The following is a 19570-nucleotide window of genomic DNA, read 5'->3' on the forward strand; positions in this document are numbered from 1 at the left end:
GCCAAAAATGTAGGTCCCGGGATTCCGAACTTGCCCCAAAACGGTGATCCTTGTTGTGGCTTCGCTTACAATGACTGTGCTGCCGGGTTGAATTTCGGGGTTTTCGAGCTTGTTTTCCAGTTCTGAAAGCCTGGCTGTTCTTATACGTCCATCACTCTGGAGTATCTTGAGTTCATCAGCTGCGTCTGACAGTACACCTCCAGCGTTGGCAATTACCGCGGCAAGTGTGATTTTTTCGTGTTTGTCGAAATCAACCCTTCCAGGTTTATAGACCTGGCCAAGTACATAGACATATCTTTCAGTATCCTCTGGAACATAAATGATTGCACCGTCTTCAATGGGAAGGTCAACGTTATCAATCAGATCGAGCCAGCGGTAACTTCCCTCCCCTCTTCCAAGTCTAACGGTATCAGATGCAGTTTCCTTTATTCCACCTGCTTTTGCAATGGCATTAAGTAAAGTAGGAGTTTCATCAGGATCAAATTCAACAACACCTGGTTTGTTAACTCCTCCAAGGACACTCACTTTCACAGGTTTGAAAAAGGGCACATAAACAAGAGCGCGGGTTTCCAGTTCCATGTCGCGAGATTTGCCTTCCAGTATATCCTTTAGGTTTACCGTAACTGTTTCTCCACTGGAATATGTAATATACACTTCACTCTCATAAGCAGACTCTAACAGGCCCCCTGCTCTTGAGATCAACGAGGTTAATGTAAGGGGCTCAGAGGGCTCAAATATCTTTACTCCGGGATTATGTACAGCCCCGAGTACGTAAAGCTCTCTTAGAGCACCTGGGAACATCACTATCGTTCCACCAGCTAGAGAAAGATCCTCATTTTCAAGACCGCTTAGATCGAAAAGCACCTTTTTACCATCAGGATATTGCAAGACTATTTGGCCGTCCATCTTTGTACCAAGGTAGTTTTTCTTTGCAAGAAGTGTCCTTAAGGTCATTTTTTCATTCTTCTCAAACTCGATTCTGCCTCCCGTATCAGGGGAAATCAAGTAAACATATCTGTCATTGGCTTCCTGGACAAAGAGCATTGTATTATCATTCAAAACGGGATCTTCAACCTTCCCTTTGAGAATAGAATCAAGTTCTACTTCTTTGATTCCAGTATCATCAGAAATACTTATGTATCCACTGAAGTCACTGCTTGTGCCACCAGCCAGCGTTAAGGCCTTGGTCAGCGTTGGCAATTCACCAGGTTTAAAACGGATTTTGCCGGGATTGTTGACGGCTCCGAGAACGTAAACGCTCGTTCCTGGTTCTGGATAAACAATGACGCTTCCAGCTTCAAGTACCACATCGCTATTTCTTAGGGAATCGAGCTTCACCTGTTGCTGGCTTCCATCGGGTTTCTGTATGACTATCTCTTTGACCAGGCGATAATCCAGCAAGCCCGCTTTTACAAGAGCCGTTTTCAATGTTAATTTTTCTGAAGAAGCGAAATCAATTCGCCCGCCTTTCTCCGTGCTGACGATATACACGTAGCGTTCAAGGGTCTTCACAACATGAACGAGAGTTCCGGGCAGAAGCTCTTCAGAAGAAATAACAGCATCCTCCAATCTGAGAGTCTTTTCCCCTTCACTGCTAATTATCTGCACTTCAGAAGCATCAGGAGTGATGCCACCAGCTTTCGCTATGAGGGCACCCAGGGTGAATCTTTCTTCTGCTCCGAACTCCTTGATGCCAGGTGTGTTGACTTCTCCCGTTATATAAGCGTATTTCTCCTGTAATTTTGGAACAAAAATAGTCATCCCTGGTTCCAGATGCTGATCCTTTCCCTGCGAAAGCAAAGCATCAAAATCCACTGCGCTTGCTTTCCCGGTTGAGGAATCAATCAGCAGTATGTTCTTCCGATTAGCGGTGGGTAACAAACCGCCTCTTGCTGCAATTGCGCGGGATAATTTCAAATCAACAATGCTTTTCGCTGTAAAAGTACCAGGCGATCTGACTTCTCCAAGGACATTTATTTCTCTTCCAGTGTATCTATCGACAACTATGCTTCCATATTCAAGCGGAATATCTTCCTTTTTCAAAGAGGATATGCTGAATTCTTTCATATCACCGTTAGGAGAATATACTGTAATAGGCAAATTTGACTCAAGATCCAGCATGTTCAACTTCGAAAGAAGATTTCTCAGGGTTGGATGCTCATCTTCTGTGAATTCTATGCGTCCACCATTTTTTTCCGATACGAAATACACATACCTTTCAGGTTGTTTATCAACATAAAGGACAGTCTTATCTTTTAATACAGTCGATGCCATTAGAGCAGGGTCAAGAGGGATCTTTAAACTGTTTCCTTTTTCCATCAATTTGAGTTCGCCGGCAGTAGCTAACAAGCCACCGGCTTTGCTCAGGGCATTAGCAATTGTTGGTGTGGCATCTGGTCCCAGAAGAACCAACCCGGGTTTTTGAACTTCGCCAAAAACATATATTTTTGTAAACAAGCCTGTAAGATTGAGTACCGTACCGGGTTCAAGCGCGATATCCCTGCTATCAAGGTTGGAGAGAGCTATCACCGATTGTCCGGTTTTCGATATGATTCTCACACTTTTGCTACCAGCTATCGGAAGAAGGTTCAACCTCGCCAATACGCTTTTTAGTGTCAAGGGCTCATCGGCTGTTAACTCCAATTTACCACCCTCAATGCCTTCTCCAACAAGGTAGATGTATTTTTCAGGCTTTTTATCCACAATGATCACAGTTCCAGCTGCAACGATATCTTTGGAAACCAGTGCATCTTCCAAAGTATAGATTTTTTTCTCGTTGCGAATTACCTCCACAGTTCCTGCGGTTTCTGTCTTGATACCAGATTTTATCAGGAGGTTTCTCAGAGTCGGTTCTTCATAACGTTCGAGATATTGAAGACCGGGTTTATCGATTTCGCCGGCTATATACGCAAAATTTAACGCTTGAGAAAGTGTGATCAAGGCTCCAGAAGAAAGCTCATGGTCTTGAGTAGCAAGTTCTTTCATTGAAAGCTTTGTTTTGGTTCCGTCAGGTGCAATTATCTCAATTGCTTCATCACTTTCGGGGAGATACTTGCCTGTCTTGAGTAAAACATTCCTGAGCGTGATCTTCTCGTCAACACTGAAATCTACCCTGCCGCTGAAATCAGGTGCGAAAAGATAAACATATTTTTCCGTTTCTTTTGGAATCACAACAGTAGTGCCGGGAATCAGCACTGGATCCTCAATAGTGCCTTCCAAAAGTCCTTTTATGGAATAGCTTGAGGAATCCTTTCCCGATATTACAAGGGCTTTTTCACCAGCCAGGGAAGCAAAACCCCCAGCATCGCTGATAGCCCTCAAAAGTGTCAATCCGCTGCGATACGGTACAATACCGGGATTTCTCACCTCGCCGATGATCTTAATGGCTTTCTGCAAGGTGTTACTGACGATTATGCTTGAACCCTCTTTGAGTATGGGATCAGCGCTTTTCCCGGCAAAGATATCATTCAGGTTGTAAACCTTTCTCTGGGTGGAGTTGCCCAGGCGTGTAATAACAGCAATTTCTTCCGGGTCACCTGATTCTTTAAGTCCACCAGCTTCTGCTATAACTCTTGTCAGGGTTATCCCATCCAGGTACTTGAATACCCCGGGGTTTTTCACTTCGCCGATCACCTTTATCCAATTGTTATATCCATTAAGCACGAAAAGCGAATCTCCCGGTTCAAGAAAAACGCTGGTGAGCTTTGGATCTTCCGGGTAACTTTCTATGTTGACCGTCAATCGCCTGCCATCGCTTTTAACAATTTGAAATTCATTTTCCTCGGCAGTTTCTTTGAGACCACCTGCGGCAGCTATCAATTGCGCAATGGATGCGCTCTGCACATTAAGCACCACGCTTCCAGGGTTGCGCACTTCACCAAGAATATAGTAAATGAAGGGTGCGTATTCCTGCACTGAAACCGTGACTTTTGGATCTGTAACCAGATTGGCGTAACTTTTCTTCAACTCCTTAGCTACTTCATCAAGGGTCATTCCAAGTACCTTGAGCGAACCAATGGGTGGTATGGTAATCCATCCATCAGGGCCCACAGAAACATCCACAGTTAACTCCTCATGACTGTAAACATAAACCCTAACTACATCCCCACTTCTCAGTTGATAGGCTGCCAGCACCATTATAGTCAACACTAAAAAGACAATGAGTAATCCTAATCTTTTCAATTCTAATCCCCCCAAAATCAATCGCTCAGTTTTCGGAAAGAACTCTTGCACAACGAGGGCAAGTACCCGGATATTTTGGGTTTGCGCCCGTTTCAGTTGAATATTTCCAGCAGCGCTCGCATTTTTCACCTTCAGCTCTTACTACTTTAACATTGCTCACTTCACCCTCAAAACCATCATCCACCTTGCCGAAGGCCACTTGCGAAACTATGAAAATGTCTGCAAGTTCCTCGCTTTTAAAGGTACTCATAACTTTTGCCAGTTCCCTGTCTTTGAGTTCGAGCACGACCTTCGCATCAAGGGAATTCCCTATCTCTTTTTTAGATCTGGCAATTTCCAGGGCTTTAAGCACATCTTCCCTCAGATTTATTACCTGTTCCCATCTTTTTTCAAGCTTAAGATCTATGTATTCCTCCTTGAATGCTGGCCACTTTTCAGCCTGGATCGTAGCGTAAGTCTTAACTGATTCGGGGAAAAACCCGTAAACTTCCTCCATGGTGAAAGTGAGAATTGGTGATAGAATTTTTGCAAGAGCTGTAAGGATTTCAAAGAGCACAGTTTGTGCAGAACGCCTTTGAATTGAATTTTTGCCTTCCACGTACAACCTGTCCTTGATTATATCCAGATAGAAAGCACTCATATCGGTGACTATGAACTTCATCACAGCCATGTGTACTTTATAAAACTCGTAGTTTTCATAGTGAGTAGTAACGTCTCTTATAAGGTGGTGAAGTTTCATTAAAGCCCAGTGATCGAGTTCCAGCATCTTTTCATATGAAAGAGCGTCTTCAGGTTTGAAATCAGAAAGATTTCCTAACAGGTATCTGAGGGTATTTCTGATCTTTCTGTAATTTTCTATCTGTTGCTTTATGATGTTCATTGATATTCGAATATCTTCTTGATAATTTGAGCTCGCTACCCACAAGCGAAGTATTTCAGCACCATATTTTTCATTTATTTCCTGGGGATCTATGACATTTCCAAGAGACTTAGACATTTTACGCCCTTTTTCATCGTTTATGAAACCATGGGTTATCACTGTCTTGAAAGGCGCAATCTCTTCCGAAGCCACGGAAAGAAGCAACGAAGATTGGAACCAGCCACGGTGCTGATCGCTTCCCTCTATATAGACATCCGACGGGAAGCGCAATTCATCCCTGTTTTTAACAACAGCCTCAAAAGAAGCCCCGGAGTCTATCCAGACATCGAGTATATCTTCGAGTTTTTTCAAATGTTTTGAACCACATTTTGGACAGCTATATCCTTCGGGCAAAAGTCTTTCAACATCATAAAGGAACCAGACATCTGTGCCTTTCTCTTCAACAATAGAGGCAAAATGATCAATAAGGTTCCCATCAAGAATAACTTCTCCACAGTCAGCACATTTAAAAGCCGGTATGGGTATACCCCAAGAACGCTGCCTTGAGATACACCAATCAGGTCTATCCTGAACCATAGCTGTTATTCTATTTTCTCCCCATGCAGGGTGCCAGTCGGTCTTTTTGATTTCATCAAGAGCTTTTTTTCTCAGGTCATTTGCATCAATGTCCACAAACCACTGTTCTGTGGCTCTGAATATGATAGGTTTCTTACAGCGCCAGCAATGGGGATAAGAATGGGTTATTTTCCCTTCTCCCAGAAGATGACCTGAGTTTTTCAGGTCTTCAACGATAACTGGATTGGCTTTGAAAACGTGAAGGCCCTGGTATTTCCCGGCTTGTGCAGTAAAGGTACCATCATCATTCACCGGTGATAAAATCGGGAGATTATATCTAAGACCTGTATGATAGTCATCCTCACCATGTCCAGGCGCCGTGTGTACACAGCCTGTACCGGCATCAAGCTCTACATAATCTGCCAGCACGACAAGGGATTCCCTGTCCATGAATGGATGTTGAGCCTTTCTTCCTTCGTATTCACTTCCCTTTTTGGTTGCTACTACTTGATAACCTTCAATCCCGAATTCCTCCATCGTTTTTTCAACGAGTTCCTTGGCTATTACATACCTTTCCTCGCCAGCGTCAACTTCGCAATAGTCAAAATCGGGATTGAGTGCTATGGCAACGTTGGCGGGCAATGTCCAGGGTGTAGTGGTCCAGATTACGTAATATAACTTTGGATCAGACTTATCTCTGAACTTCACATAGATAGAATAGGACTCGTGGTCGTGGTATTCTACTTCAGCTTCTGCAAGCGCAGTTTCACAGTGCGTACACCAGTAGATGGGCTTTAATTTCCTGTAAATCTGGTTCTGCTTTACCAGCTTTGACAGTATTCTTAACACGTTCGCTTCATATTTAGGGTCAAAGGTGAGATAAGGATTTTTCCAGTCACCTCTAACACCTAATCTTTTGAACTGGTCACGCTGTAATTTGTAATATTTCGTTGCATATTTCCTGCACAATTTTCTTATCTCGGGTTTCGGAAGTTCCTTTGATTTCGATCCAAGCTCAGAAGTAACCTTTTGCTCAATAGGCAGACCGTGAGTATCCCAACCGGGAATATATGGAGCGTTAAATCCTCTAAGCGTTTTGTATTTTATAATGAAGTCCTTGAGTATTTTATTGAGTGCAGTACCTACATGTATATTACCGTTTGCATAAGGTGGGCCATCATGCAATACAAAAAGAGGGGCCCCTTGCCGTTGCTCCCTGATATATTCATACAGCCTGATTTTATCCCATTCCTTGAGTTGCATGGGCTCTTTGTTCACCAAATTCGCTTTCATCTTGAATCCCGTACTCGGAAGATTAAGCGTATCTTTATAATCCATCAAAACACCTCCAATATCTTTTCAACTTCAATGCTGTATCATTTCAAAAGCTCTTTTGCAGTTATTTTGAGTTCACTGAGATCAGAAGATTTGACAATATAGGCGTCTGCCGCCCATGAGGAGAGATCCTGCTTATAGTGGGAATAAGCAGTAAGCAGAATGATCTTCAGCTCGGGATACTCTTTTCTCAGCAGGCCTGCCAATTCCAACCCATTCATATCAGGCATTTCGATATCAATGGTTGCAAGGTTTATATCATTCTTCTTGAGTATTTCGATTGCGTCTTTCCCCGAAGCAGTGCTGATAATTTCATAACCTTCATCTGCGAATTCTTCTTCAAGGAGAAGTCTCATGTTTTCTTCGTCTTCAACGATGAGAATACGCTTTGACATTTCATTCACCTCCAGAGGGGAGTATTACCCTGAATATCGTCCCTTTGTTGAGATCACTTTCCGCTTCTATGTAGCCTTTGTGCTCTTCCACTATGTTTTTGCATATAGAAAGCCCTAGTCCTGTGCCATAGGACTTGGTTGTAAAGAATGGTTCAAACACCCTTTTTAATATTGCCGATGGAATAACCTTACCTTTATTTATGACTTCTATGAATACATCACCGTCTATTTTTTTCAATACGATTCGTACTTTTTCGGATTCTTTTGAGGCTTCTATGGCATTCTGAACTAAATTAATTATAACCTGTTTGATACGGTTTTTGTTGCCGAAAAAGCTCGCATTTTTGTCCCCTTCAAGAATTAATCCTATTCCTTTTTCCAAGGCGTATACCTGGTATTCGTCAATTACTTCTTCACAGAGAGAATACGCAGATATTTTCTCAAACAACGATTCTGGACTGCTTCTCGAATATTCGAGAACCTCGGTAACGATCTTTTCCAACCTCTTCATTTCTTCCAGAATTATATCAGAGTACTTTTCTACTTTCTCCTTTGTAGGGGCTTTTTTCAGTCGATTTACAAATCCTGAAATAACGCTAATAGGGTTACGGATTTCATGGGCTATCTTTGCAGAAACTTCTCCAAGTGTTGACAGTTTTTCCCTTTTTTTGAGCTCTTCCTCCAGCTTATATCTTTCGGTTACATCATTCATGGAGAGAATAACACCGGCAATTCTTGATTGTTCAAAGAGTGGCAGAATACGGATGTCCAGCACGACATCGCCCAGAGCTGGAAGGCGTCTTCCTGTGAGAAAGAGTGTTTCTCCGCTTATCGCAACCTCTTCAATCAAGGGAAGGAAAGGTGCAAAGATTTTTTCGAAGGATTTGATGTTGTGCCTGATAAGCATCTCTCTTGGCATTTTCAAGAGGCGTTCAGCACTTCGATTTACCTCGGTTACATTCAATTCCCTATCGAAAACGACGATCGAAGTCTCCAGTGATTGGAGTATATTTGTTAAAAAGGTCCGATAATAATTCGAGAGTTCCTTTTCATCCTCGAGAGATTTTGTGATCTGTAAGAGATGGTCATAATTTTCAGCAAGCTCAAGACTCAGCCCTGCGCTATCCGCAAGAAGTTCCAATATTTCAAAAGTCGTGCAAAAGCTCTTATCCTGAGATGACTTTTTTTCAACTACAAGAACCCCTTCTACTTCCTGTTGGCCGGATACAGGCACAATGATGAACTCTTTTCCACCCACGAGGGCTTTCAACTGATATAATTCTTCTTTTCTTACATCCAGGACTTCTGGCGTTACATGAACAGTTTTCTTTCGTAGTACAACCCTTTCCAAAAGCTTATTTCCAGAGTATGAGAGCCCCTTGACGGAGTCAAGTTTTTCTAGGCAATCCAGTTCTTTGAGAGAAGCTTCCATCAAGAACTGATGCAGGTCATTATAATTGGTAGTTGACCCCATCAGTTTTTTCGCACATTTACGTAAGAGGGAATAAAGAGGGTTTAAAAAAAGGCTTTCTTTATCGCGCTCGAGAAACAACGCACGATCAAAGTCCAGGCCTTCCTCGATTACCACACTTAAAAGTAAAGTCTTGATAATCCTCGCTCTGGAAAATGTTGCACGCATAGCCTGGCTTATCTTGTGCAGCGCGTTAAGCCTTCTGAGCTGTAATCTCTGGAGCTCGATGTATTCCTGGTTTTCTTTCTGAAGATCCTTCAACCTCTTAAGTTCATTTTCGAGTTTTTCTTTGAGCCTTATTCTGCTCAGAGAAACGGCCAAACGATGAGAAAGATCGTGAAGGAGTTCGACATCATTTTCGTCAAGGTGCTTGTGTATCCTGAATTCCATGGGATTTTCTTTTCTATCTGCCGCTATAAAGACACCTTCAAGATCTTCGTTGAAATACAAGGGTGCAGCAATAAAAGACTTTACCTTGCTCTTTCCAAAAAGCTTCGCAGCAAGCTCGGGCTCACGCGAAGAAAGGAAAAGCTCTTCCTTAAGGAGCTTTTTGACGGTTTCCGCTTCAAACCTGTCAACACAAGAATACTCTGGCGCATTGAAGGTTTTCAGCAATTCAAAAGATGTTCCCCTGTTCTTGTAAATGGCCAGAAGATTTACTCTCAAGAGTTTTATGGCAGTGTTTAAGCTTCTTTGAAAGAGTCCTTCTTCATCGTGACACCTTTCGCAGATATCCGTCAGCTCTTTCGAGATCTCCAGTTGTCTTGCCGCTTCATATCCCTCGGAAAGTCTTATAAGCAATTCTATAAGAAAGGCCAATCTCTCTGTATCGGGCAATTTTTCGGTAACGGGTTCGGGCTTCTGAAAGACCAGCGCCCCAAGAAGAGCATCATCTCTAAAAAGCGGAAGCAATGCCAATTTTGTTTTTCTAAGCAAAACACCCTGCCTTACCGGAAACTCTCTGATTTTCAAACCCGGTTTTAGAAAACTCGTTGTGTCTTTCAAATGTATTTGCCTATCTGGAGTTCCGCTTGAAGACCTGTATTCCTTTAAACGTTTTCGGTACTTCTCAAAAAGAAAAAGTGAGCAATGCATTCCCGTTTTTTCGAGGATTTTCTGAAATTCCGCATCGAGCTCTTTCGACAACTCATTTATTAAACTCAAGACATTATCCATCATGGGAAAGCCCTCCCATAAAATCTCTTAACGTGTCCATTATTTTGGGTACATGAGTGCCCTTCCAGTAAATACGCCCGCATCCTCTGCAACGCAGAAACTCTTCTTGAGTGAAGAACACATAATCAGGGACTTCGTTCTTAACTGTTTCTGGTGAAACTGCTTCAAGCTCCGCATTACAGCGAGAACATCTACTGAAAGGTTTCACCATCTCGGGTCTCAACTTAAACCTCTGAAACACTGCTCGGAGTTGAGATTGCCAGTAATTTGACTTTAGCAAAAAACTCTTACAACCCTTTTTAATAGCTATGGAATGAAGTTCTCTATCACGGGTCAATAGTATCCTTTCTTCCATCAATATGATCTCGAGGAGATATTTTTCATCTACATTGTTGAAATATAATGTATCAAAGCCAAGCATTCTGAGCTTTTTTGAGAGCTTTCCAAGCATTCTGTCAGCCAGAAATTTCACATAACCACCTTCATGAAGTATAGGTATACGCCAGCATATTTTCTCGCATCAATGAATCTTAGTTTTGAATTCGACGTATACTTCTCTATTAACATTTCGCTTTTTTCCGGGGCCTCAATCACAACTATACCGCCCTTAATCACAAAATCATATCTGATGAGATTTTTCAATAGTTCATCTAAATATCCCTTCTCAAAAGGAGGATCTGCAAATACCACTTCATATTCGATACCTTTTGCCTGGAAATGTGGAAATGCCCTCCTGAAATCTCTGCAATAGAGTTCAAAATCATCTGGCGGGATCCTCAAGAGCTTGAGATTTCTCTTTATCGTTCCGCAGGCTAACCTGGAGCTGTCAACAAAAACCGCTTTCCAAGCACCTCTACTCAAAGCTTCAATACCCATGATCCCGCTTCCGGCAAAGAGATCGAGAAAAACTTTACCTTCAACGTTGATAATATCGAAGAAAGCTTTCCGCGTCATTTGCGGTGTGTATCTCGTAACCATCCTCGACGTTGTTTCAATTTTCCTACCTTTGTAATCTCCGCCTGTTATACTAAGCATCAGCCCACCTCGATAAGGGATACCTTTTCGCCAAAGCGCTCGCGGATTTCCTTTTTTATGAGCGAATTTCCTTCCAATTCTGGATCTACTTTTATCAGTTCAAGGGCATCTTCTCGTGCCCAAAAAAGCAGTTTGCTATCACGAATGATGTCAGCGATTTTGAAGTCCGGAAGGCCATGTTGTCTAGTGCCCATGAACTCACCAGGGCCTCTTAATCTCAAATCTATTTCAGCAACTTTAAAACCATCATTGGTTTCAGCAAATTTTCTCAACCTCTCTGCAGCTTCACTGGAAACACCTCGATTTAAGACAAGGATACAATAGGATTTCAGCGAACTCCTTCCCACCCTGCCACGCAGTTGATGAAGCTGCGCAAGGCCAAACCTCTCGGGATGTTCAATGACCATCACTGTGGCAGTCGGGATATCAATACCGACCTCTATCACTGAAGTAGAAACAAGTATCATGGTTTCCTTTTTTTTGAAGCGCTGCATGATTTCCGTTTTTTCTCGATCGTTCATCTTACCGTGCAGCAGTTCAACGCCGAACTCAGGAAAAACCTCACCGCTCAAAAATTCCGCTGCTTCAGTCGCGGCTTTGAGGTCCATCACTTCAGACTCCTCTATCAAAGGATATATGAAAAAGCACTGATGCCCCTGTGCCACTTCTTCTCGCACAAAGGCATAAAGCTCTGAAAGCCTGTTTTCCGTTATTATCATGGTTCTAACTGGGGCTCTCCCGGGCGGCATTTCACGGATAGTAGAGACATCCAAATCTCCGTATGCTGTAAGAGCGAGAGTTCGTGGAATAGGAGTTGCGGTCATCACAAGGGTGTCCACCATTGTTCCTTTGGTCATAAGAGCTTCTCTCTGTTTAACCCCAAATCTGTGCTGTTCGTCAACGATCACAAGACCGAGATCCTTGAAATTCACATTTTCCTGAATGAGCGCGTGAGTTCCTATCACCACATCGATTTCACCAAGTGCAAGCTGTTTCTTAACCCGATCTTGCTCGCTTTTTTTCATAGAACCAACCAAGAGTCCAACTTTTACACCAACATGATCCAATTCTTTATGCAATTTTTCATATTGTTGGATCGCAAGAACAGACGTGGGAACCATCATGGCACTCTGATAACCAGCTTCGAAATTATCTATAATGGCCAATTCTGCTACAAAAGTTTTTCCAGATCCCACGTCTCCCTGAAGCATTCTGTTCATTGGCGTTGAGGCCTTCAAATCCTCTTTAATCTCTTCATAGACCTTGAGCTGATCCGCTGTGGGCTTAAAAGAGCGACTTTCAATAAATCGTCTGGAAAGTTCTCCGACTATTTGTTTGCTGATTCCCAGATCTTTTTTCTTCATTTTTGCTCTGTTGTGCAAAAGCGCCACTTCAAAGAGAAAGAGCTCTTCATAGGAAAGCCTTTCGCGGGCTTTATCGGCTTCATACAGGCTTTTTGGGAAATGCACAGCCAGCATTGCGTGCTCTCTGGGAAGAAGATCTCGTTTCTCCAATATTGACTGTGGGATAAATTCTCTAAAGGTTCCCACCACGGAGATGTTTTTACGGATAATGCGCCTCATTATTCTTTGAGTTAGCCCGCTGGTTAAACTGTACACAGGAAGTATTTCTCGTTTCGGTTCACCGGTGATTTCCTCAATTTCGGGGGTGTTGATTTCATAAGGACCAAAGCTGTTTTTCTTTGGAACACCCGTAATGAGGTATTTCGCTCCTTTTTTTAAATATCTCGTTATATATTCCTGATTAAACCATTTCAACAGAATCTGACCAAAGCCATCTGAAACAACGGCGGTGATGATCACGTAATCCTTCACTCGCTTGACAGAATAATTCAAAAGTTCCGCCATCACGGTGACTTTTTCATCCTGACGTAAGGATGAGAGAGGTATGATTTTTCTTCTATCTTCGTAATCCCTCGGTAACCACCAGAGAAGCTCTTTTATCTTTTCTATCCCGAACTTGTGCAATAGCTTTGCGCGGTTCTCTCCAACACCCTTTGCAAACTTCACACTGGCTTCGGGATTTATCCTGTTTTGCTTTAATGCTTCAATTTCTTCTGATCCGGTTAGAAGAAAGACATTACGCATTTTATGGATCATCTTAAAGCCATTTTCTACCCGTTTTCGTTGCCTCTCGGGAGGCAATTTTTGAAGCACAGAGTAATAGCGGAGAAAAGGCAGGAGGTATTCCTTTAAATGCGGAAAGCACTTGAATTCTTCGGTATCGATATACCGAACGAGCCTATTCAGCTCATTGAAAAGGGCTGACGGAGGGAGTTTGTTTTTAAGAAAGTCTTCAAGCTGTTCCTCGCTAAGGACAAGGAACTCTTCAAAAAGCATCTTAACCTCCAAAATTCAAATACATCAAATTCGCTATTCACTGTATATTTCCCTGATTCTATCATTGAAAATTTCTACATACCATTTTTTGCCATCTTTATAAGTCCTGATGGTATACCCGTTTAATTCAAGGATTACAGCCTCTTCATGGTTCTTCGAAAAGTTCAGCACCTTAAGTGCTGAATCAACAGTTATAAGCTTTTTTGCGTTTTCAAGCCTTAAGCGCACAACAGCACTTGACTCTTTTATCAGGCTTAGAGAGTAAGTGCTCATCAAGGCAAGAAGTATTAACATCAGCAACGAAACACCGAATACTGTTGAATTACCCTTCTTCCTTTTGCACATAACCTATATAGGGAAGGTTTCTGTAGAATTCATCGTAATCCAACCCGTAACCGATTACGAACTTGTCATCTATCTTTTTCCCGACAAAATCGATTTCCACACCGTGTTCATGGATAGTTTTTTCAAGCAGAGAAACCAATTTCACATCGGCAGGGCGCTGTTTCCAAATATAGTTGATGATATACCTGAGTGTGTTTCCTGTGTCAACGATGTCCTCAACAAGAAGCACATACTTGCCCGTCAACGATTCATCTACCCAGGTCTTAACACGCACTTTACCGGTGGTGGCCATGCCAGAATAGCTCGAAACATGAACGAAGTTATACCTTATTTTCAAATCGATTTCCTTCAGCAAATCGCTGTAGAAATGAACTGACCCCTTCAAAATACACACTGCCGTTATTTCATCGGTTAGGGGGGAATAGTATGCTGATATTTCCTCTGCGAGCCTTTTGACAGTTCTTTCTATTTCCTCCTTTGAAAATAGAACCTTCAATTTGGAGGGTTCTATGTCCATGTTTTCACCTCCGATTTAATGTATTATAACACCCTTTCACCGGTCCTTTAAGAGCGTAATCAGCTTTTATTCGGTCTAAACTGCTGAAGATATTTTAATTCAGCTGTCACGCCGATGCAGAAAAGAACGTGTTATTATACCTAAGAAGATTTAGCGGAGGAGAAAACATGAATGTAAATGTGAAAGCATTGAAATATTTCGTAGATTCCTCATCGATGGTTCTCCCTATAAAACCCAGCAGCCTTTTTGGTGAAGAGGTTGACGTTTTTTTGGAAGTGGGATTCGGAAATGGCGAGTTCCTGGTTGAAATGGCTGAGACCAATCCCAAAAAAGCCTTTATTGGTCTCGAGTTATCCCTAATTTCTCTGGTAAAGGTACAAAAGCAGCTCTATAAAAGGGGCCTCGAAAATGTCAGGGTTATACTGGTTGATGCTCGTTTTGGAACTAAAGAGCTGTTTTATAAAGAAAGCTTCTCAGGCTTTTATATGAACTTCCCCTGTCCCTGGCCTAAGAAAGGCCATGCTCGTAAAAGATTAAATGACAAACACTTCCTAAATAACATCGCCGCTCTTTTGAAAAGAGACGGTTTTTTTCAGTTGTACACAGATGATGAGGCCTTTGCCGCTGATTTTATGAAAAGTGCTGATGCAACGGGCTGTTTCAAAGAGATCGAACTTATTAAAAACCCAGACGCAGGGGTTAACACACGTTACGAGCAAAAATGGAAACGAGAAAACCGTGATATATTCAGAGTGCGCGGAAAGAAAGTCTTATCCCCCAACATTGAGAGATATTGTGGAGGTGATGAAATGCCTCATCGTTTAGTCAATGGAGGAATAAATGAAGATGCATTAAAGATGATTACAAACAAGCACTTCAAAGGGAGCAATACCACTTATGTCTATAAGAACATATATCAGGATATGTTTAATCATCGCTACCTCGTAGAAACGATCGCCGTTGATGGTGACTTTGAGCAAAAGTTTTACATTGAAATAAAGAAAAAACCCGACAAAGAAGCCTGGATTGTCAGATTAAATGGGCACGGTCTTCCATACCGAACTAAAGCGGTAAAAGAAGCGGTTTTTAACTTGGCGGAAATGCTTAAAAGGGAGAGTTGAAATGAGAATATCCGTTATCGGTGCTGGAAGCTGGGGCACAGCCATGTCCAAAGTACTCGCCAATAGCGGCCACGAAGTTCTCCTCTGGGTGCGTGAAGCGGATCTATTGAACATGTTGCATGAATCCAGAAGGAGTTACTACATAGATATAGTTCTGCCAAATGATATCCTATTTACCGGTGATATTCAGCAGGCTATGAGTTTTTCCAACCTGGTTTTCAATGCCGTGCCGGTACAGTTCATACGAAAGGTTTTCGAAACTGTGGATCTCCATGAAAAAAAGATCGTCAACCTCTCCAAAGGAATCGAATTGACCTTTCTGAAAAGACCCTCGGAACTTTTCAAAGAGCTTGGGGCTCATAGTTGTATAACCCTTTCAGGTCCCAGCTATGCTGATGAAGTGGCAAAGGAGATTCCCACCACGGTTGTTTCGGCAGCTGAGGAGATCGAAGACGCAAGATTTGTAAGAGATCTTTTCAAGACCAGATATTTTCGTGTTTACAGTAACAACGATCAGATAGGCGTAGAAGTATCCGGGGCTCTTAAAAACGTGATTGCAATTGCCGCTGGAATTATCGATGGTATGGGAGGGTGGTACAACACAAAAGCTTCCCTGATAACCAGGGCAATAGTAGAATTCATAAGGCTGGGCAATTGCTTAGGCGCGAAGCCTGAAACTTTTGGCGGGCTGGCTGGAATTGGTGATCTCATTGTAACCTGCACCGGAAAATACAGTAGAAACAGAGCGGTTGGCGAAGAGCTTGCTAGAGGAAAGAAGATCGACGAAATTCTTCGTAGCCGGAAAACTGTAGCCGAAGGTGTACCTACCAGCAGGGCTGTTCACGAGCTTGCAAAACGTTTTAACATTGAGTTACCCATATCAAGCAAAGTATATCAAGTAATCTTTGAAGGCAAAAATCCCTGGCAAGCTATCGAAGAGCTCATGGCAAGAAGCCAAAAAGATGAAATCAACTGGCTGCAAAATCAGTAGTCACCGTGTTGCTTATTTCCGATATCAAACCCTTGATGTATTTGTTGTCTTTCAGCACACTATTGCCTATCTGTTTTACCGAATGAATAACAGTAGAGTGCTTCTTGCCTATGACCTGTGCGATTTCCTGTACACTTTTACCATATTCTTGTTTGAGGATATAGATGAAAAGTTGCCTGGCTTTTACCACATTTTTCGTTCTGGAAGTGCCTTTAATTTCTTCAGGGGTAACACCCATAACTTTCTCTACTGCTTTGAGCAACCTATCAACATCGGTTAATGGTCTTACTCTGGAACTGTCGGTTTGAAAAGAACCTATAATTTGCCTGGCAAAAGAGAGGTCTATTTCCTCTTTGTACATACTGCTCTGGATGATCAACTTGATTATCGCTCCCCTCAATCGCCTCAGGTTGCCATCTATTTTGCTCGCGAGTTCCATTGCAACATCATCGGAGAGATCGACTGATTCTCTCTTCGCAAGGCGTTTTGCTATCTCGTATCTGGTTTCGCGGGAAGGCGGCAAGATTTCCATAACCATGCCCATCTGGAAACGAGAAATCAAGCGATCTGGAAAACCATTCAGCTCATCAGGAGTTCTGTCGGAGCAAATAACAATTTGCTTCCCTGCATCGTGCAGTTCGTTAAAAGTATGGAAGAGTTCTCGTTGTGTTCCCTCTTTACCTATGAGAAATTGAACATCATCTATGAGAAGGACATCCGCTTTTTTCCTGTATTGAAATCTGAAATCCCGGATTGATCCCCTTTTAATGGAATCTACCATATCATTCATAAACTGTTCGCTGGTGATGTACAAAACCTTTTTCTCAGGGAACAACTCAAGTATTCTATGTGCTATTGCCTGTAATAGATGTGTTTTTCCCAATCCAACGCCACCGTAAATGAAAAAGGGGTTGAACTTGCCAGGCTTTCTGCAGATTTCCTGCGCTACCTCAAATAGCGCTTTGTTCTCTGTGCCCACAACGAAGTTTTCAAATGTATATTCAGGGTTGAGCTCAGACAATATAAGCGGCTTCTTTTTGACTAAGGGTCCTTTATATTCATTGGCTTCGAAAACTTCTTTTGAAGGAGATTCGTAAATGATCTCAAAATTGAGGTCTTTTCCGAGGGCTTCATGAATAGCACGATGTATAACCTTTCCATATCTTGACTGAAGCCAGTCTTTTACGAAAAGGTTCCCCACTTTGAATATTACCTTATCCCCCGTGATCTCTTTGATCTCCAAGGTTGTAAACCAGTTGTCCCAGGTTTTCTTTGAGAGCTTTTTTTCGAGTATTCTGATAATCCTATGCGACACAATAACCTCCGAAGAATAGTAACCCTGAAGCACCGCAACAGGAAAAGTAAAGAGTAAAGAAGTTGAAGCTAAAACAATAATACCAGATTTTACATTCAATAAAAATGGTTCATTTTTGTGTTCCACTATAAAAGGGGGTAGTCAAAGCGACCACCCCCGAATATTTAGGTAAAAATTCAGAAACTATTCTACTTTAATTGCTTGAACAGGACAGGAATCAGCTGCATCCTGGGCACAGGAGGCCTCTGTTTCAGAAACGATTACTTCGGCTTTTCCATCGTCAGTCATTCTGAATACTTCCGGGCATAGCCCTTCACAAACTCCACAACCAATGCAAGCATCTTTGTCAATGTAAACCTTCATTACTACACCTCCATTTGAATTTTATAGGGAATTCATTTCTTTAGCGACCTCAATGAGCCTTTTAGCCATCAACATTCCAACACGTGCCTGCCCTTCGTGAGTACTTGCACCCACATGGGGAGTGGCAATTACGTTGTCCAATCCCAACAATTTCCTTCTCAATTCGTCGATTGGTGGCTCAACCTCGAAGACATCAAGAGCAGCTCCTGAAATCTTCCCGCTTATCAAAGCATTGTACAGGGCTTGCTCATCCACAATGCCTCCTCTGGCAGCATTAATAATTATAACACCGTCTTTCATGTTTGAAAATTCGCTCTCACCAATAAAGTGTTTTGTGTTTTCAGTTAAAGGTAGATGTAGAGTGATAACATCGGCTTCCTTCAGTAGATCATTCAGCTCTTCAGTCAAACGCACGGGCAATTCCGTTTCTTTAACAAAAGGATCATAGGCAATGATCTTCATTCCAAAGGCTGCAGCACGCTTCGCTACTTCTTTTCCTATGGCTCCAAAACCAACAATACCAAGAGTTTTCTCAAAAATCTCGTTTCCTTTTAGTGCCTTCTTTTCCCATTTTCCTTCTTTGAGCCCTTGAGTGCCACGAGGAATATGACGCACCAATGCAAGTAAAAGGCCAAGGGTTAATTCTGCCACGGATATGGCATTGGCACCTGGAGTGTTGTAAACCTTTATCCCCAGTTTTTTTGCTGTTTCAACATCTATGTTATCCAGCCCGGTTCCGGCTCGGCCTACAACCTTCAGCATTTTCCCCGCATTTAATACATCAGAGGTCACCTTAGTGGCGCTCCTCACAACGAGAAATTCAACGTCGCCTATGTTGTTGATAAGTTGTTCTTTATCAAGGTGCTCTGCAGTTAATTCAAAAAGTCCAGAAGATTTCAGCAGTTCCATGGCATCGTTGGAAAGAGGATCATTAACATGAAGTCTAAACATCAGACTCCCTCCCTCTCAAAGACCTCTTCAGCTGCCTTCAAGCCTGTACCGTAGTCGACATCATAGCCCAATTTTCTGAGAGCCATTTCAAGTGCCGAGATAGCGATTATCGTATCAAACTTTGACATATAACCCAGGTGAGCTATTCGGAAGATCTTACCTTTCATGCTTCCCTGCCCTCCGGCAATCGTTACGCCATATTCGTCTCGCATGAGTGAAACCAGTTTTCCACCATCGACGTTTTCCGGTACTTTAACAGCTGTCAAAACATTACCAGGACGTTTTGAGAAAAGCTCAAGAGCGAGGGCTTTAACTCCAGCCCGGGTAGCATCAGCGAGAATCCTGTGACGTTCCCAGACATTCTCCATACCCTCCTCTTTGAGCATTTCCACCGCTTTTTTCAACTGATAAATGAGATTAACAGCTGGTGTATAGGGAGCGGGATTTTTTTTGTAAGCGAAGGCATTGAAGTAATAACTCGGTGTTTTATTTTGCTTGGCTTTTTCCAAGGCGTCCTCACTGAACGTTATGAAGCCTAGTCCCGGTGGAAGCATAAACCCTTTTTGAGAACCCGCTAC

The 19570-nt window shown here is 42.4% G+C and carries 15 protein-coding genes; 2 read left to right on the forward strand and 13 right to left on the reverse strand.

Translation table 11 applies throughout. The features are described 5' to 3' along the window. The 9 genes from AC3LHT_RS02530 to hpt form a co-directional block, all read right to left on the reverse strand. On the reverse strand, positions 1-4182 hold a 4182-nt coding region (locus AC3LHT_RS02530), incomplete at its 3' end, for an SLBB domain-containing protein (RefSeq protein WP_488661875.1). Positions 4183-4207: 25 nt separating this feature from the next. Further along, a complete protein-coding gene (gene ileS, locus AC3LHT_RS02535) occupies positions 4208-6955 on the reverse strand; it encodes an isoleucine--tRNA ligase (RefSeq protein ID WP_488661876.1) in 2748 nt (915 codons plus the stop codon). Between the two features lie 38 nt (positions 6956-6993). Continuing rightward, positions 6994-7347: a response regulator gene (locus tag AC3LHT_RS02540; protein WP_290666399.1), complete on the reverse strand. Its 354-nt coding sequence runs from the start codon at positions 7345-7347 to the stop codon at positions 6994-6996. Position 7348: 1 nt separating this feature from the next. Further along, positions 7349-9997, reverse strand: a complete 2649-nt coding sequence (locus AC3LHT_RS02545; protein ID WP_488661877.1) for a GAF domain-containing sensor histidine kinase — start codon at positions 9995-9997, stop codon at positions 7349-7351. Next, positions 9987-10466 carry a Mut7-C RNAse domain-containing protein gene (locus AC3LHT_RS02550; RefSeq protein WP_488661878.1) on the reverse strand — a complete coding sequence of 160 codons (480 nt, stop codon included), beginning with the start codon at positions 10464-10466 and terminating at the stop codon, positions 9987-9989. The genes AC3LHT_RS02545 and AC3LHT_RS02550 overlap by 11 nt, the downstream gene beginning before the upstream one ends. Beyond that, positions 10463-11029 carry a 16S rRNA (guanine(966)-N(2))-methyltransferase RsmD gene (gene rsmD / locus AC3LHT_RS02555; RefSeq protein WP_290645486.1) on the reverse strand — a complete coding sequence of 189 codons (567 nt, stop codon included), beginning with the start codon at positions 11027-11029 and terminating at the stop codon, positions 10463-10465. The genes AC3LHT_RS02550 and rsmD overlap by 4 nt, the downstream gene beginning before the upstream one ends. Next, complete coding sequence (gene recG, locus AC3LHT_RS02560) at positions 11029-13389, reverse strand: ATP-dependent DNA helicase RecG (RefSeq protein ID WP_290645487.1); 2361 nt, start codon at positions 13387-13389, stop codon at positions 11029-11031. The genes rsmD and recG overlap by 1 nt, the downstream gene beginning before the upstream one ends. A 33-nt stretch (positions 13390-13422) precedes the next feature. Then, a complete protein-coding gene (locus AC3LHT_RS02565; RefSeq protein WP_488661879.1) occupies positions 13423-13683 on the reverse strand; it encodes a hypothetical protein in 261 nt (86 codons plus the stop codon). Positions 13684-13711: 28 nt separating this feature from the next. Next, positions 13712-14251, reverse strand: a complete 540-nt coding sequence (hpt, locus tag AC3LHT_RS02570; RefSeq protein ID WP_488661880.1) for a hypoxanthine phosphoribosyltransferase — start codon at positions 14249-14251, stop codon at positions 13712-13714. A gap of 167 nt (positions 14252-14418) precedes the next feature. Here hpt and trmB point away from each other — a divergent pair, with 167 nt between their 5' ends. Together trmB and AC3LHT_RS02580 are read left to right on the forward strand one after the other, a co-directional pair. Then, on the forward strand, positions 14419-15372 hold the full coding sequence (trmB, locus tag AC3LHT_RS02575; protein WP_488661881.1) for a tRNA (guanosine(46)-N7)-methyltransferase TrmB: 954 nt from the start codon (positions 14419-14421) through the stop codon (positions 15370-15372). 1 nt (position 15373) lies between these two features. Then, on the forward strand, positions 15374-16363 hold the full coding sequence (locus AC3LHT_RS02580; RefSeq protein ID WP_290666387.1) for an NAD(P)H-dependent glycerol-3-phosphate dehydrogenase: 990 nt from the start codon (positions 15374-15376) through the stop codon (positions 16361-16363). Here AC3LHT_RS02580 and dnaA read toward each other — a convergent pair. From dnaA to AC3LHT_RS02600, 4 genes are all read right to left on the reverse strand, one after another. After that, positions 16341-17678, reverse strand: coding sequence for a chromosomal replication initiator protein DnaA (gene dnaA / locus AC3LHT_RS02585; protein ID WP_290645495.1), 1338 nt, complete (start codon positions 17676-17678; stop codon positions 16341-16343). The genes AC3LHT_RS02580 and dnaA overlap by 23 nt on opposite strands. A 183-nt stretch (positions 17679-17861) precedes the next feature. Continuing rightward, a complete protein-coding gene (locus tag AC3LHT_RS02590; protein ID WP_290645497.1) occupies positions 17862-18041 on the reverse strand; it encodes a ferredoxin in 180 nt (59 codons plus the stop codon). A gap of 21 nt (positions 18042-18062) precedes the next feature. Continuing rightward, positions 18063-18992 carry a hydroxyacid dehydrogenase gene (locus tag AC3LHT_RS02595; protein ID WP_290645499.1) on the reverse strand — a complete coding sequence of 310 codons (930 nt, stop codon included), beginning with the start codon at positions 18990-18992 and terminating at the stop codon, positions 18063-18065. Further along, the coding region (locus AC3LHT_RS02600; protein ID WP_488661882.1) for a pyridoxal-phosphate-dependent aminotransferase family protein at positions 18992-19570 on the reverse strand (579 nt) is incomplete at its 5' end. The genes AC3LHT_RS02600 and AC3LHT_RS02595, both read right to left, overlap by 1 nt.

Source organism: Kosmotoga sp. (assembly GCF_982836095.1).

What these genes read in the sequence shown, in the direction of transcription:
- ileS (WP_488661876.1), bottom strand. Translation starts at nt 6,955, where the DNA reads ATGGATTATAAAGATACGCTTAATCTTCCGAGTACGGGATTCAAGATG.
- AC3LHT_RS02540 (WP_290666399.1), bottom strand. Translation starts at nt 7,347, where the DNA reads ATGTCAAAGCGTATTCTCATCGTTGAAGACGAAGAAAACATGAGACTT.
- AC3LHT_RS02545 (WP_488661877.1), bottom strand. Translation starts at nt 9,997, where the DNA reads ATGATGGATAATGTCTTGAGTTTAATAAATGAGTTGTCGAAAGAGCTC.
- rsmD (WP_290645486.1), bottom strand. Translation starts at nt 11,029, where the DNA reads ATGCTTAGTATAACAGGCGGAGATTACAAAGGTAGGAAAATTGAAACA.
- recG (WP_290645487.1), bottom strand. Translation starts at nt 13,389, where the DNA reads ATGCTTTTTGAAGAGTTCCTTGTCCTTAGCGAGGAACAGCTTGAAGAC.
- AC3LHT_RS02565 (WP_488661879.1), bottom strand. Translation starts at nt 13,683, where the DNA reads ATGTTAATACTTCTTGCCTTGATGAGCACTTACTCTCTAAGCCTGATA.
- hpt (WP_488661880.1), bottom strand. Translation starts at nt 14,251, where the DNA reads ATGGACATAGAACCCTCCAAATTGAAGGTTCTATTTTCAAAGGAGGAA.
- trmB (WP_488661881.1), top strand. Translation starts at nt 14,419, where the DNA reads ATGAATGTAAATGTGAAAGCATTGAAATATTTCGTAGATTCCTCATCG.
- AC3LHT_RS02580 (WP_290666387.1), top strand. Translation starts at nt 15,374, where the DNA reads ATGAGAATATCCGTTATCGGTGCTGGAAGCTGGGGCACAGCCATGTCC.
- AC3LHT_RS02590 (WP_290645497.1), bottom strand. Translation starts at nt 18,041, where the DNA reads ATGAAGGTTTACATTGACAAAGATGCTTGCATTGGTTGTGGAGTTTGT.
- AC3LHT_RS02595 (WP_290645499.1), bottom strand. Translation starts at nt 18,992, where the DNA reads ATGTTTAGACTTCATGTTAATGATCCTCTTTCCAACGATGCCATGGAA.